This is a genomic window from Rathayibacter sp. AY1C1, assembly GCF_002932105.1.
In the GTDB taxonomy this organism is placed as follows: Bacteria; Actinomycetota; Actinomycetes; order Actinomycetales; family Microbacteriaceae; genus Rathayibacter.
In genome coordinates this window covers 92,460-107,219 of record NZ_PSWH01000004.1, presented here as the reverse complement: position 1 = coordinate 107,219, position 14,760 = coordinate 92,460, and the positions used below count along the sequence as shown (strand labels likewise).

Sequence of the window (14,760 nt, the reverse complement as noted above, 5' to 3'; positions counted from 1 at the left end):
AGCTGAGCCCTGGGTGGCCGCATCAACCCCCGTCCGGAAGGCCCGCCGCTCCCTGAGCTGGCTCGGTGTCCTGATCCTCGCTCTCGTCGGACTCAACACGGCGGCCGTCCTCTGGGGCGGCGGCTCCTGGACGCCGAAGCTCGCCCTCGACCTCGAGGGCGGCACGCAGATCGTCCTGCAGCCGCAGCTGAACGACGGCGACACCGTCTCGTCGGAGCAGCTGACGCAGGCCGTCTCGATCATCCGCCAGCGCATCGACGCGTCCGGCGTCTCCGAGGCCGAGATCACGACCCAGGGCTCGAGCAACATCGTCGTCTCGATCCCGGGCACGCCCGACGACGAGACGCTCCAGCGCATCGAGGCCTCGGCGAAGCTCGACTTCCGCCCGGTCCTCGTCGCGAGCCAGGCCACCAACAGCTCGGTCGGCGGCGACGCGACGTCCTCGCCCACGCCGACGCCCGTCGACCCGTCGCTCGCGACGGAGCCGACCGCCTCGCCGACGAACGCGAGCGACCTCGCCTACCTCACGCCGGCGCTCGAGGCCCAGTACACCTCGTTCGACTGCGCGTTCCTCAACGGCCAGGACCCGAACCTCGCCCCGGCCGACCAGCCGCTCATCACCTGCGACGACGGCGGGACGGTGAAGTACGTCCTCGGCCCGGTGGAGATCACCGGCGAGGACATCTCGGACGCCTCGAACGGCCTGATGACGACCTCCTCCGGCGCCAGCACCGGCACCTGGGCCGTCAACCTCTCGTTCGACGACCAGGGCACGCAGGCCTTCGGCGACGTGACCTCGCGCCTCGTGGCGCTGCAGGGTGCGCAGAACCAGTTCGCGATCGTCCTCGACGGCCGGGTCATCTCGGCCCCGTCGACGAACGCCGCCATCACCGACGGCAACGCGCAGATCTCGGGCTCCTTCACCCAGGAGTCGTCGAAGACGCTCGCCGACCAGCTCAAGTACGGCGCGCTGCCGATCGGCTTCCAGGTCCAGAGCTCGGACAGCATCTCGGCGACGCTCGGCTCCGCCCAGCTCGCCAGCGGCCTGCTCGCCGGCCTCATCGGCCTGATCCTCGTCATCGTCTACTCCATCGCGCAGTACCGCGTGCTCGGAGCCGTCACGATCGCCTCGCTGCTCGTCGCGGCGATCGTCACCTACCTCGTCGTCACGCTGCTGTCCTGGCGGGAGGGACTGCGCCTCTCGCTCGCAGGAGTCGCGGGTCTCATCGTCGCGATCGGCATCACGGCCGACTCGTTCATCGTGTACTTCGAGCGCATCCGCGACGAGCTCCGCGACGGACGCGGCCTCGAGTCCGCCGTCGAGTCCGGCTGGCGGCGCGCGCTGCGCACGATCTTCGCGTCCGACATGGTGAACCTGCTCGCCGCGGTGGTCCTCTTCCTCCTCGCCGTCGGCAGTGTCCGCGGCTTCGCGCTCACCCTCGGGATCACGACGATCATCGACCTGATCGTGGTGGCGCTGTTCACCCACCCGATCCTGCAGCTGATGGCCACGAGACCGTTCTTCGCCGAGGGGCACAAGGCCTCGGGCCTGGATCCCCGGGCGCTCGGGGCCGTCTACCGCGGCCGTGCCGCCTTCCGTCCGCAGGACCAGGTGGTCGCCGGCAAGCGCGCCTCCGCGTCCCGTGAGGCGGCCAAGCGCCAGACCATCGCCGAGCGGAAGGCCGCCGAGGCGGCCGGCCTGCGCGACTCCAACGACTCGAACGGGAAGGACGCGTGATGGCCAGCTTCTCGCAGTTCGGAAACGACCTCTACACCGGTGCGCGATCGATCGACTTCGTCGGCCGGCGCCGCACGTGGTACCTCGTCTCGCTCGCCCTGATCCTGATCACGCTGCTCGGTACGGTCGCCCGCGGCGGCTTCAACTTCGGCATCGAGTTCACCGGCGGCTCGCAGTTCACGGTGTCCTCGCCGTCGAGTCTCGAGCAGGCGACGGCGACGGACGCGGTGACCTCGGTCGCTCCGGAGACCGTGCCGCGCGTGTCCATCGTCGGCGACGACTCCATCCGCGTACAGACCGGCCAGCTCTCGACCGACGAGTCGACCGCGGTGCGGAACGCCCTGTCGGAGGCGTACGACGTGCCCACCGACCAGGTCGCCTCCTCCTTCATCGGAGCGGCGTGGGGCAACGACGTGACCCAGCAGGCCCTGCGCGGCCTGGTGATCTTCGTGGTCCTCGCGGCCCTGGCCATGTGGGCGTACTTCCGCACCTGGAAGATGTCGCTCGCGGCGATCGTCGCGCTCCTGCACGACCTCGTGATCGTGGCGGGCGTCTACGGCATCACCGGCACCGAGGTGTCGCCGGCGGCGGTGATCGGACTGCTGACGATCCTCGGCTACTCGCTCTACGACACGGTCGTGGTCTTCGACAAGATCCGCGAGAACACCGTGGAGGCGCTCGGCAGCACGACCCGCACCTTCTCCGAGACGGTGAACCTGGCCGAGAACCAGACTCTCGTGCGCTCCATCAACACCTCGATCGTCGCCGCCCTCCCGGTGGCCGCGATCCTCGTGATCGGCGCGTTCGTCCTCGGCGCGGGCACTCTCCGCGACATCTCCCTCGCCCTGCTGATCGGCATCATCGTCGGCACGTACTCGACGATCTTCGTCGCGGCGCCGCTGTACGCCCAGCTGCGCAGCCGGGAGCCCGAGATCTCCAAGCACGACAAGCGCGTGGAGTCGGCCCGGGCGAAGGCGACCTCGCCGGCCGCGCCGGCCGTGCAGGGCTGAGCCGTGGCCGACTACGCACAGGTCACCGCGGCCGACGCCGTCGGACTCGTCGCGCGCGACGAGGTCTGGCTGCTCGATGTCCGGGAGCCGCACGAGTGGGTTGCGGGGCATGCTCCGGCCGCCCACCACATCCCGATGGGGGAGATCGGCGCCCGGCAGGACGAGCTCCCGGCCGACACGGCGATCCTGGTGGTCTGCCACTCCGGAGTCCGCTCCGCGATGGTGACGCAGGCCCTCGACGGCGCCGGCTACGAGGTCGCCAACGTCGACGCCGGCATGACCGCCTGGGCCGCGGCGGGCGGCGACGTGGTCGACGGCGAGGGGCGCCCGGGACGCATCGGCTGACGCCGGCGCCGTCCGCCCCGGGCGGAACGGTCATCGGCACCGTCCGCACGGGCGATAATGGGGCGATGGAGATCCTCGCGTGACGGAAACGACGACGACGTCCTCGACCGCTGCCCTGCGCAGACTGGTCCCGCGGATCTTCTCGCGCGCGCAGCCCTCCGGTGCTGTCGACACCCTCGTCCGCACCGTCCGGATGCACCACCCCAAGAGCGACATCGCGCTCATCGAGCGCGCGTACTCGGTCGCGGAGCGGGCGCACGCGAACCAGAAGCGCCGCAGCGGCGAGCCCTACATCACGCATCCGCTGGCCGTCGCGCAGATCCTCGCCGACCTCGGCATCGGCTCGAAGACTATCGCCGCCGCGCTGCTGCACGACACCGTCGAGGACACCGACTACCAGCTCGACGAGCTCCGCGCGGACTTCGGCGACGAGGTCGCGATGCTCGTCGACGGCGTCACCAAGCTCGACAAGGTCAAGTACGGCGACAGCGCGCAGGCCGAGACCGTCCGCAAGATGATCGTGGCGATGTCGAAGGACATCCGCGTCCTGATCATCAAGCTCGCCGACCGCCTTCACAACGCGCGGACCTGGGGCTTCGTCCCCGCCGAGTCCGCGGCCCGCAAGGCCACCGAGACCCTCGAGATCTACGCGCCGCTGGCGCACCGCCTCGGCATCCAGGCCATCAAGTGGGAGCTCGAGGACCTGTCCTTCGCGGTGCTCTACCCCAAGATCTACAACGAGATCGAGAGCCTGGTGAAGCGGCGGACGCCGCAGCGCGAGGAGTTCGTGCAGAACGTCATCGACCTGATCAGCGAGGACCTGCGGGCCGGGCGGATCCGTGGTCGCGTCGTCGGCCGGCCGAAGCAGTACTACTCGATCTACCAGAAGATGGTCGTCCGCGGTCGCGAGTTCGACGAGATCTACGACCTGGTCGGCATCCGCGTCCTCGTGAACTCGGTGCGCGACTGCTACGCCGTGCTCGGCTCGATCCACGCCCGCTGGACGCCGATGCCGGGCCGGTTCAAGGACTACATCGCCACTCCGAAGTTCAACCTCTACCAGTCGCTGCACACGACGGTCGTCGGGCCGAAGGGCCGCGCGGTCGAGATCCAGATCCGCACCAACGAGATGCACCAGCACGCGGAGTTCGGCATCGCGGCGCACTGGAAGTACAAGGAGCAGATGGCCACCGGCAAGGTGCCCACCTCCGGATCGAACGACACCGACCTCGCCTGGCTCGCGCATCTCTCGGACTGGCAGTCGGAGACCACCGACCCGAACGAGTTCCTCGACTCCCTCCGCTTCGAGATCGGCGCCAAGGAGGTCTACGTCTTCACCCCGAAGGGACGCGTGATCGGCCTGCCGACCGGTGCGACCCCGGTCGACTTCGCCTACGCGGTGCACACCGAGGTCGGGCACAGGACGATGGGCGCCAAGGTCAACGGGCGCCTCGTGCCGCTGGAGTCGGCTCTGACGACGGGCGACGTGGTCGAGGTCTTCACCTCGAAGAACCCCGACTCGGGACCGAGCCAGGACTGGCTCCACTTCGTGCAGAGCCCCCGGGCCCGCAACAAGATCCGGCAGTGGTTCACCAAGGAGCGGCGCGACGAGGCGATCGAGCAGGGCAAGGACTCCATCGCCCGGGCGATGCGGAAGCAGAACCTGCCGCTGCAGAAGCTGATGAGCCAGGACACCTTCACCGAGGTGGCCAGCCAGCTGCGCTACAACGACGTCGAGGCGCTCTACGCGGCCGTCGGCGAGGGCCACGTCTCGACCCAGTCGGTGCTCGAGAAGGTCGTCTCCTCCATCCAGGGCGATCCGGAGTCGGACGAGAACGAGGTCACCCTCCCGCGCTCGCCCCGGCCGCGGAGCCGGAGCAGCGAGTCGGGCGTCCTCGTGAAGGGCGCGCCGGACATCCTCGTGAAGCTCGCGAAGTGCTGCACTCCGGTTCCGGGCGATCAGATCGTCGGATTCGTGACGCGGGGAGCCGGCGTCTCCGTGCACCAGGCGAACTGCCACAACGTGCAGGAGCTGCTGAAGGAACCGGAGCGGATCGTCGATGTCGATTGGGCGCCGTCCTCCAAGAGCATCTTCCTCGTGCAGATCCAGGTCGAGGCGCTGGACCGCTCGGGCCTGCTGAGCGACGTGACGCGCGTGCTCTCGGAGCACCACGTCAACATCCTGTCGGCGACGGTCTCGACCTCGAGCGACCGGCTGGCGATCAGCCGGTTCGTCTTCGAGATGGGCGACACCACCCACCTGGACCGCGTGCTGAACGCCGTGCGCCGGATCGACGCCGTCTACGACGTCTACCGGGTGAACGGGGGCTGATCCCCGGGCGGCGCCTCGCCGAGCGCCGCCCGCAGCCGTCGTCCGACGATCCTCCGTCCGGCGACGGCGCTGCCCTCCTCCAGCCTCGCGAGGACGGCGTCGAGGCCGGTCCGGGTGCTCCGAGAGAGCGCTCGGAGGATCGCGCTCGCGTCCTCCGTCCGGGCGAGGTCGATCAGCGTGCGAGCAGGCGACGTGACCGGCGCGCCGCCGAGGAGGACGACGTCGTCCTCGTCGAGCAGGACCTCGTGGCAGCGCAGGCGGGGGTTCGACGGCGCCTGCCGGCGCTTCCGCCGGTCGATCGAGCCGCTGTGCACAGGCGGCGGACGGTGCGTCGCTCCGTGCACCCATGCGGCGGAGAGACGATCGGCGACGGCGCCGCGGGGGAGCAGCGAGCGCAGGGAGGCGGCCCGCTCGGACGCCCCCAGGGGCAGGTCCGCGACGAGGAAGCCCTCGTCGAGCGCGACCAGCTCGCCGTCGAGGCGGGCGGCGCACAGCTCCGCGAGAGGAAGGTGCCCGGGGAGGAGCACGGAGGGGAGGCGCATCCGGCCATGCTGGCCGATGCACCTCCCCTCCGGAGCGTCGCGAGCGGATCTGTGGAGGAATCCGCCGGAGCGGGTCTAGCCGATCGCGTCGAGCCAGACCTTGCGGGCGTCGAGCGCCTCCTGAGCCTGGGCGATCGCGTCGCGGTCGCCGCGCGCCTTCGCCTCGTCGAGCTCGTCCTGGAGCTTCTGGATCGCGGCGGTCAGCTGCGAGGCGAGACCCTCGGAGCGGGCCTTGCGCTCCGGGTTGCTGCGGTTCCAGTGCTCCTCGTCGAGCTTGCGGACGTGCGCCTCGACCTTGCGGAGGCGGTCCTCGACGGTGCGCACCTGCTCGCGCGGCACGCGGCCGACGGCGTCCCAGCGCTCCTGGATCGAGAGCAGCACCCGCTTGGCCTTCTCGCGGTCCTGCTCCTGCAGGAGCGGCTCCGCCTCCTCGAGGAGGGCGAGCTTGAGGTCGAGGTTCTCGGTGTACTCGACGCTCTCCTGCGCGACGATCTCGGCCTTGGCGCCGTAGATCGCGTCGCCGGCGGCCTTGAAGCGCGCCCAGAGCGCGTCGTCGAACCGCTTGCCTGCGCGGCCTGCGACCCGCCAGCGCTCCAGGAGCGCGCGGTAGTCCGGGATGGCATCGGCGCCCTGCGGCACCAGCGCCTCGGCCTGGTCGATGAGCGCCTGCTTGGCCTGCTTGGCCTCGCGGTGCGCGGAGTCGAGGTCGGCGAAGAACGCCTTGCGGTTCTGCTCGATCGTGGTGCGCGCTCCGCGGAACCGGCGCCACAGCTCGTTCGCGTCGTTCTTGGGAAGGCGCGGGCCCTGCTGCTGGTGGTTCTGCCAGCGGGCGAAGAGGTCGTCGATCGCGGCGCTGGCCTGCTTCCACTGCGTCTTCGCCGGGTCGACCGCCGCCAGGGCCTCGGCCTCGGCGACGATGGCCTCGCGGTAGGCGAGGGCCTCGGACAGCGCGGCCTTCGACTCGGCCGCCTGCTGCTCGGTCAGATCCTCGACGGAGCCGCTCAGCGCGTCGACCCGGGTCTGCAGCGACTCGAGGTCGCCGACCGCGTTCGCCTGCGCGATGGCCGCGGACAGCGACTGCACCGTGCGGGCGACGTCTCCGGCGGGCGCGCCCCGCTTGGCGCGCTGCTCGAGCAGGGAGACCTGCCCGGCGAGCTCCGTGTACTTGCGCTCGTAGTAGGCGAGCGCCTCCTCGGGAGTCGCATCGGGGTACTGGCCGACCTCTCGCTCCCCGTCGCCGACGCGGACGTAGACCGTCCCGTCGTCGCCGACCCGTCCCCACGGCTGCTGGTCACTCATCGCTCGGAGCCTCACCTTGCTGTTCGATGTCGTGCTTCTCGGTGCCCGTCGCGTCGTCGGCCGGTGGGGCTCGACGGCCGGAGGGCCGAAGACCGCGCTCGGCCGCGAACGGGCAGTGACGACAAGCCTATTGCACTCCCCGCGCGGGCGGACCGTGACGACGCCGCGGGTGCGGCTACTCGACGGAGACGGAGGTGATGGTCACGGGCTCGGCGGGGGCGCCGTCACCCGATCCGTCGGCCGTGCCCTTCGACACGACGTCGCTGACGAGGGCGTCGAGTCCCGAGGTGACCTGCCCGAGCACGGTGTACCCGCCGGCCGCGTCGGCGGGCAGGGTCGTGTCCTGGTAGACGACGAAGAACTGGCTGCCCTGGCTGTAGCCGTTGCCGCCCTGGCGGGCCATCGCGATGGTCCCGGCCGGGTAGACGCCGTCCTCGGGCGCGTTCTCGACGGGACCGTAGCTGTAGCCCGGTCCGCCGGTGCCGTCGCCGTCCGGGTCGCCGCACTGGAGGACGTAGAGGCCCTCCGTGGTGAGGCGGTGGCAGGAGACGCCGTCGTAGAAGCCGGACCGCGTCAGCGAGATGAAGGAGGACACCGCCTGCGGGGCGGCGGCGCCGGCGAGCGTGATGCCCAGCGGGTCCTCCCCGATCGTGAGCGTGCCCGTCCAGTCGCGGCCCTCGGCGATGTCGGAGGAGGGGACGTCGCCGGTGTTCGACCCCGTCGCCTCGGGTGTCGGGGTCGCGGAGGAGGAGGTCGGCTCGGCGACCGGGGTGCCGGGGCCGCCGGAGAAGTAGAGGATCTGTGCGACGACGGCGAGCCCGATCACGACGACGGCGGCGATCGCCGCGATCACGTTGTCGCGCACGCGCCGCTTCTGCCTCGAGCGGTGGAGGCTCTGACGGGCCTGGTAGGCCCGGAGCCGGGTGCGCGCCTCGCGGTCGTTCGACTTGCCCTGGGCCACGTGATCCTCCGACGTCCTCGTCCGCGCGGCTTCGGCGCGGCGGCCCGCGCACGCAGGCCGCGTCGAGCCTACGAGAACCGCCGGAGGCGCGACAAACGCCGCTCCGTCGCGCCGGGCAGTCGGGCCGGGGCTCTGTCGGAGGCCGTCGTTACGCTGAGGGCATGACCATGCAGCAGGCCGGACTCCGCTCCGGGGCGACTCCGCTCGCCGTGCGGATGCGGCCGCGCAGCCTCGAGGAGGTCGCCGGCCAGCGCCACCTCCTGACGCCCGGCTCGCCCCTGGTCGCCCTCGCCGCCGACACGACGGGGGAGCGGGGAGCGGTGTCCGTGATCCTCTGGGGCCCTCCCGGCACGGGCAAGACCACGCTCGCGCAGGCGGTGGCCCACTCCAGCGGCCGCCGCTTCGTCGAGCTCTCCGCCGTCACGGCGGGCGTGAAGGACGTGCGGCAGGTGATGGAGGAGGCACTCTCCACCCGCGACCTCTACGGCACGTCCACCGTGCTCTTCCTCGACGAGATCCACCGCTTCACCAAGGCGCAGCAGGACGCGCTGCTGCCCGGGGTCGAGAACGGGTGGGTCATCCTCATCGCGGCCACGACCGAGAACCCCTCGTTCTCGGTGATCGCGCCGCTGCTCTCGCGCTCGCTCCTGCTGACCCTCGAGCCGCTCAGCGACGACGACCTGGGCGTCCTGGTCGACCGCGCCCTGCACGACGAGCGGGGTCTGCGCGACTCGGTGACGCTGGAGGAGGAGGCCCGGGCGAGCATCGTGCGGCTCGCCTCCGGAGACGCCCGGCGGGCGCTGACCGCGCTCGAGGCCGCCGCCACCTCCGCCCGCTCGGAGGCCCGCGAGGCCGACCGGGTCGCCCGCGCCGCCGCCGCGGAGGACCCGGACGAGGAGGACGAGGACGACGAGGGCGCTCCCGTCGAGGCCGCCGCCGAGGAGCCCGCGCTCCCCGTGATCACGACCGAGGTCGTCGCGCGCGCCGTCGACCGCGCCCTGCTGCGCTACGACCGCAACGGCGACGAGCACTACGACGTCATCAGCGCCTTCATCAAGTCCATCCGGGGCTCGGACGTCGACGCGGCGCTGCACTACCTGGCCCGGATGATCGAGGCGGGGGAGGATCCGCGGTTCATCGCCCGCCGCATCATCGTCTCCGCGTCCGAGGACATCGGCATGGCCGACCCGCAGGCGCTCGTCGTCGCGATCGCCGCGGCCGACGCCGTGCAGTTCATCGGCATGCCGGAGGGGCGCATCCCGCTCGCCCAGGCGGTCGTGCACCTGGCGACCGCCCCGAAGTCGAACGCGTCCTACTCCGCCATCGACGCGGCCATCGCGGACGTGCGCGCGGGCCGCGCGGGTCGGGTGCCGGCGCACCTGCGCGACGCGCACTACCCCGGCGCCAAGAAGCTCGGCCACGGGAAGGGCTACCGGTACCCGCACGACGCCGACCTCGGCGTCCTCGAGCAGCAGTACCTCCCGGACCCGCTCCAGGGCGCGCGGTACTACCGGCCCACCGAGCACGGCAACGAGCGCGACGTCTCCGCACGACTGGCGAAGCTCCTGCGCATCATCCGCGGCGACCGGGGCTGACCGCGCCGACCGCGAACTCGCGCGACCCGCACGGGAGGCCGTGGCCTGATAGTCTTGCGAGGTTGCCCACCGCTCTGTAGCCGAGCGGAGCAGCGCATCCCTCTGAATCGCGCAGCCCGCCACTGCGGTCACCCTTCCCCCGCACCCGCGGAGGACACGACCGCGGCGTCCGCCCTCCTCCCGGAGCCGGCGGTCGAGAGCTGCGACCGAACCTCTCAGACCTTGGAAGGACCACTGTGTCGACCACGTCCCGTACCCGCTCGAAGACGCGCCTCTCGCGCGCCCTCGGCATCCCCCTGACCCCGAAGGCCGCCCGCTACCTCGAGAAGCGTCCCTACGCTCCCGGCGAGCACGGCCGCTCGAAGCGCAAGGCCGACTCCGACTACGCGGTCCGCCTGCGTGAGAAGCAGCGTCTGCGCGCCCAGTACGGCATCCGCGAGAAGCAGCTCCGCATCGCCTTCCAGGAGGCGCGCCGCACCCAGGGCCTGACCGGTGAGAACCTGGTCGAGCTCCTCGAGATGCGCCTCGACGCCCTCGTCCTGCGCTCGGGCTTCGCCCGTACCACCGCGCAGGCCCGCCAGTTCGTCACCCACCGCCACATCATGGTGGACGGCAAGACGGTCGACCGCCCCTCCTTCCGCGTGAAGCCGGGCCAGGTCATCCACGTCAAGACCCGCTCCGAGGGCACCGAGCCCTTCCAGGTCGCCGCCGCCGGTGGACACGTCGACGTCCTCCCCAAGACCCCGGGCTACCTCGAGGTCGAGATCGACAAGCTGCAGGCGACGCTCCTGCGCCGCCCGAAGCGCGCCGAGGTCCCCGTGACCTGCGAAGTGCAGCTCGTCGTCGAGTACTACGCGGCCCGCTGAGTCCAGCCCCGCAGAGAAAGGCCCCGGTGTGCGCACCGGGGCCTTTCCCGTTCCCGGGGTCGCGATCCGGAGTGCCCGCCGCGCTCCGAGAGTCCCGCGCTGCGCCCGATCCGGCCGTCGCGCCCGAGCCGAGCGCCCGCCCCTGTCGCGGCCCGTCGGTAGGCTGGAGTGCCGCGCTGGGCGGCATCGAACGGAGGTCACCGTGACCGGTGGAGACATCGCAGGGCTCATCGCCGCGGGGGTGTTCGCGATCCTGGTGGCGATCACCGCCGTCCCGCTCTGGAAGCTCGGGCGCGTCTTCGACAGCACGAGCGAGGCCATCAAGCAGGCCAGCGACGGCCTGACGCCGATCCTCGACGAGTCGGCCTCCACCCTCCGCGAGGCCAACCACCAGCTCGCGCGGGTGGACACGATCACCAAGGACGTCGCCGAGGTCACCGGCAACGTCAACGCGCTCGTCGCCCTCACGGCCGCGACCGTCGGCGGTCCGCTCATCAAGCTCGCCGGCTTCACCGCCGGAGTCCGCGCCGTGCTCGTCGCCGGACGGACGGCCGACAAGGCCGGAGCCGCGGTCGGCCGCTCCGCCGCGAAGCGCACGAAGCGCCCGCGCTCGAAGTAGCGCCGCGCCCGCGCCCTAGAATCGAACGGGTCGTCGCGCCGTCGCGCCCGCCCCGCCGCTGTGGAAGGACACCCCGTGAAGAACATCCTCCTGATCGTCATCGGGATCGGCCTCGGATTCGCGGTCGCCCACCAGGTCTCGCGCACCGAGGCGGGCGCCCGGCTCTTCGCCGACCTCAACCGCACCGCGAAGGAGCTCGGCGAGGCCGTCTCCGAGGGCTACCACCAGCGCGAGGCCGAACTGAAGGCCGCCATCGGCGAGGGCTGACGCCCCGCCGCCCGACATCCGCGTCGTCACCGACCGAACCGTAACGGAACCCATGCAGACCGCAGACATCCGCAACCGCTGGCTCGACTTCTTCGGGAGCCGCGGCCACACCGTGGTCCCCTCCGCCTCCCTCGTGAGCGAGGACCCGAGCCTCCTCTTCACCGTCGCCGGCATGGTGCCGTTCGTGCCCTACCTCACCGGAGTGGTCCCCGCGCCGTACCCGCGTGCGACCAGCGTGCAGAAGTGCATCCGCACCAACGACATCGAGGAGGTCGGCAAGACGCCTCGTCACGGCACCTTCTTCCAGATGAACGGCAACTTCTCCTTCGGCGACTACTTCAAGGAGGGGGCGATCGGCTACGCCTGGGAGCTGCTCACCGGCGCCGAGAGCGACGGGGGACTGGGCTTCGACGAGAAGGACCTCTGGGTCACCGTCTACAAGGACGACGACGAGGCGATCGCGCTCTGGAAGACGATCGCGGGACTGCCGGACGAGCGCATCCAGCGCCTGGACAAGGACACCAACTACTGGTCGACCGGCCAGCCCGGCCCCGCCGGCCCCTGCTCCGAGATCTTCTTCGACCGCGGACCCGCCTACGGGATCGACGGCGGCCCGGCGACGGACGACGACCGCTACGTGGAGATCTGGAACCTCGTCTTCATGCAGTACCTCCGCGGCGAGGGCACGAGCAAGGTCGACTTCGACATCCTCGGCGAGCTGCCGCGCAAGAACATCGACACCGGCATGGGCCTCGAGCGCGTCGCCTTCCTCAAGCAGGGCGTCGAGAACATGTACGAGATCGACCAGGTCCGTCCGGTCCTCGATCGCGCCGCCGAGCTCTCGGGCCGCCGCTACGGAGCCGTCCACGAGGACGACGTCCGCATGCGCGTCATCGCCGACCACGTGCGCTCGTCGCTGATGCTGCTGTCGGACGGCGTGACGCCGTCCAACGAGGGGCGCGGCTACATCCTCCGCCGCCTGATGCGCCGCACGGTGCGCGCCATGCGCCTGCTCGGAGTGGACACCGCGACGTTCCCCGAGCTCTTCGCCGCCTCGCGCGACGCGATGGCGTCGGCCTACCCCGAGGTGTCCACGGAGTTCGAGCGCCTCTCGACCAGCGCCTACGGCGAGGAGGAGGCGTTCCTGCGCACCCTCGCAGCCGGCACCGAGATCCTCGACCTCGCGGTCCTGAAGACGAAGAAGGCCGAGTCGCCGACGCTGCCGGGCGACACCGCGTTCCTCCTGCACGACACCTTCGGGTTCCCGATCGACCTCACCCTCGAGATCGCCGAGGAGTCGGGTCTGACGGTCGACCGCGAGGCGTTCGACTCCCTCATGACCGCGCAGCGCACGCGTGCGAAGGCCGACGCGAAGTCGAAGAAGTCGGCGCTGGCCGATCTCTCGGTCTACGCCGACTTCCGCGCCCACGGCGAGACGCTGTTCACCGGCTACGACGTGCTCGACACCGAGACGCGCATCCTCGGCCTCATCGTCGGCGGGCACTCCGTCACGAAGGCGGTCGCGGGCGACATCGCCGAGGTGATCCTCGAGGCGACCAGCCTCTACGCGGAGTCGGGCGGCCAGGAGGCCGACGCCGGCCGTATCGTCGGCTCCGGCTTCGATCTCGAGGTCCTCGACGTGCAGAAGCCCGTCAAGGGGCTCATCAGCCACAAGGTCCAGGTCGCCAGCGGCGAGGTCGGAGTGGGCGACGCCGCCACCTCCGTCGTCGACCGCGACTGGCGCCGGGGCGCCACGCAGGCGCACTCGGGCACGCACCTCATCCACGCCGCGCTGCGCCAGGTGCTCGGTCCGCAGGCGCACCAGTCCGGCTCCTACAACAAGGCGGGCTACCTGCGCCTGGACTTCTCGTGGAACCAGGCCCTCTCGCTCGAGACCCGCAGCGAGATCGAGGAGATCGCCAACACGGCGATCCGGGACAACCTCGAGGTCGTCACGCGCGAGCTCCCGATCGACGAGGCGAAGGCGCTCGGCGCGATGGCCCTCTTCGGCGAGAAGTACGGCGACGTCGTCCGCGTGGTCGACATCGGCGGGCCCTGGTCGCGCGAGCTCTGCGCGGGCACCCACGTCGGGCGCTCGTCCGAGGTCGGCGTGATCAGCCTGGTCAGCGAGTCCTCGGTCGGATCGACCAACCGCCGCGTCGAGTCGCTCGTGGGCCGCGAGGCCTTCCAGGAGCTCGCCGCCGAGCGCGCCCTCGTCAGCACGATCTCGTCCTCGCTGAAGACCCCGCGCGAGCAGCTCCCCGAGCGGATCGGCGAGCTCGTCGCGAGCCTCAAGGCCGCTGAGAAGCGGATCGCCGCGTTCGAGGCCAAGGCCCTCGCCGACCGGGTGCCCGCCCTCGCCGCGACCCGTCGCACGGTGGGCGGCACGACCGTCGTCGCCGAGAGCATCGGCACCGCGGGATCGACCGACGAGCTGCGCTCCCTCGTGACCTCCGTCCGCGAGCGGCTCGGCCAGGAGCCGGCCGTCGTCGCGCTCGCCGCCGACGTCTCGGGCAAGCCCGCGGTGATCGTCGCCACCAACCAGGCCGCCCGCGACCAGGGCCGCCGCGCGGGTGCGCTCGCCAAGCGCGCCGCCGGGATCCTCGGTGGCGGCGGAGGCGGCAAGGACGACCTCGCCCAGGGCGGCGGCTCCGACGTCTCCGCCATCGGCGCGGCGCTCGAGGCCGTGGTGCAGGAAGCGACCAGCTGAATGAGCCGGTTCGGCGTCCGGCTCGGCATCGATGTGGGCCGTGCCCGCATCGGGGTCGCCCGCTGCGACGCCGACGGCCTGCTCGCGGTGCCCGTCGAGACGGTCGCGCGGGCGGGCACTGACGGCGGATCCTCGGACGTCTCCCGGATCGCGCACCTCGCCGCCGAGTACGATGCCCAGGCGATCATCGTCGGACTGCCGTTGTCGCTGTCGGGGGCCGAGACGGCCTCGACGGAGGACGCGCGCGGATTCGCTCGACTGCTCGCCGAGGCGGTGCCCACCGCTCCGGTGCGGCTCGTCGACGAGCGGCTGTCGACGGTCACCGCTCAGAGCGCCCTGCACCGCTCCGGACGCACCACCCGCGGCTCCCGAGCCGTGATCGACCAGGTCGCCGCCGTGGTGATCCTGCAGCACGCCATCGATTCCGAGCGCTCGGCCGGCACCCCGGCCGGAGTCCTGCTCGAACCGAACGAAGG

At 71.5% G+C, this 14,760-nt stretch carries 12 protein-coding genes and 1 pseudogene; 10 read left to right on the top strand and 3 right to left on the bottom strand.

Features of this window, described 5'->3' with window-relative positions; translation table 11 throughout:
• Nucleotides 1-13: 13 nt before the first annotated feature.
• The 4 genes from secD to C5C71_RS03370 all read left to right on the top strand — a co-directional run bounded on the left by secD (nt 14) and on the right by C5C71_RS03370 (nt 5,425).
• On the top strand, nt 14-1,738 hold the full coding sequence (gene secD / locus C5C71_RS03385; protein ID WP_104337146.1) for a protein translocase subunit SecD: 1,725 nt from the start codon (nt 14-16) through the stop codon (nt 1,736-1,738).
• Complete coding sequence (secF, locus tag C5C71_RS03380; protein WP_104337145.1) at nt 1,738-2,748, top strand: protein translocase subunit SecF; 1,011 nt, start codon at nt 1,738-1,740, stop codon at nt 2,746-2,748. Before secD ends, secF begins: the two co-directional genes overlap by 1 nt.
• Nucleotides 2,749-2,751: 3 nt before the next feature.
• The gene (locus C5C71_RS03375; RefSeq protein WP_104336155.1) at nt 2,752-3,093 is read left to right on the top strand and encodes a rhodanese-like domain-containing protein; all 342 of its coding nucleotides are present in this window, start codon (nt 2,752-2,754) and stop codon (nt 3,091-3,093) included.
• Nucleotides 3,094-3,172: 79 nt separating this feature from the next.
• Nucleotides 3,173-5,425: a bifunctional (p)ppGpp synthetase/guanosine-3',5'-bis(diphosphate) 3'-pyrophosphohydrolase gene (locus C5C71_RS03370; protein ID WP_104337144.1), complete on the top strand. Its 2,253-nt coding sequence runs from the start codon at nt 3,173-3,175 to the stop codon at nt 5,423-5,425.
• Here C5C71_RS03370 and C5C71_RS03365 read toward each other — a convergent pair.
• From C5C71_RS03365 to C5C71_RS03355, 3 genes are all read right to left on the bottom strand, one after another.
• Complete coding sequence (locus tag C5C71_RS03365; protein ID WP_104337143.1) at nt 5,404-5,967, bottom strand: type IV toxin-antitoxin system AbiEi family antitoxin; 564 nt, start codon at nt 5,965-5,967, stop codon at nt 5,404-5,406. The two genes, C5C71_RS03370 and C5C71_RS03365, sit on opposite strands and share 22 nt — an antisense overlap.
• 75 nt (nt 5,968-6,042) lie before the next feature.
• The gene (locus tag C5C71_RS03360) at nt 6,043-7,266 is read right to left on the bottom strand and encodes a DUF349 domain-containing protein (protein ID WP_104224762.1); all 1,224 of its coding nucleotides are present in this window, start codon (nt 7,264-7,266) and stop codon (nt 6,043-6,045) included.
• A 175-nt stretch (nt 7,267-7,441) separates the two neighbouring features.
• Entirely contained in the window at nt 7,442-8,227 is a 786-nt protein-coding gene (locus tag C5C71_RS03355) for a peptidylprolyl isomerase (protein ID WP_104318975.1), read from the bottom strand.
• A gap of 161 nt (nt 8,228-8,388) precedes the next feature.
• On the opposite strand from C5C71_RS03355, the gene C5C71_RS03350 reads away from it, so the two are divergent.
• The 6 genes and pseudogenes from C5C71_RS03350 to ruvX all read left to right on the top strand — a co-directional run.
• Entirely contained in the window at nt 8,389-9,822 is a 1,434-nt protein-coding gene (locus tag C5C71_RS03350) for a replication-associated recombination protein A (RefSeq protein ID WP_104225330.1), read from the top strand.
• A 236-nt stretch (nt 9,823-10,058) separates the two neighbouring features.
• Nucleotides 10,059-10,688, top strand: a complete 630-nt coding sequence (rpsD, locus tag C5C71_RS03345) for a 30S ribosomal protein S4 (protein ID WP_068210518.1) — start codon at nt 10,059-10,061, stop codon at nt 10,686-10,688.
• 202 nt (nt 10,689-10,890) lie between these two features.
• The gene (locus C5C71_RS03340; protein WP_104224759.1) at nt 10,891-11,307 is read left to right on the top strand and encodes a DUF948 domain-containing protein; all 417 of its coding nucleotides are present in this window, start codon (nt 10,891-10,893) and stop codon (nt 11,305-11,307) included.
• Nucleotides 11,308-11,382: 75 nt separating this feature from the next.
• A complete protein-coding gene (locus C5C71_RS03335; protein ID WP_104224758.1) occupies nt 11,383-11,574 on the top strand; it encodes a hypothetical protein in 192 nt (63 codons plus the stop codon).
• 52 nt (nt 11,575-11,626) lie between these two features.
• Nucleotides 11,627-14,284 (top strand): alanine--tRNA ligase, encoded by a 2,658-nt coding sequence (gene alaS, locus C5C71_RS03330; RefSeq protein ID WP_104296193.1) that lies wholly within the window; start codon nt 11,627-11,629, stop codon nt 14,282-14,284.
• Nucleotides 14,285-14,758 (top strand): annotated as a pseudogene (gene ruvX, locus C5C71_RS03325) (Holliday junction resolvase RuvX); the annotation flags it as partial.
• Nucleotides 14,759-14,760: the final 2 nt, after the last annotated feature.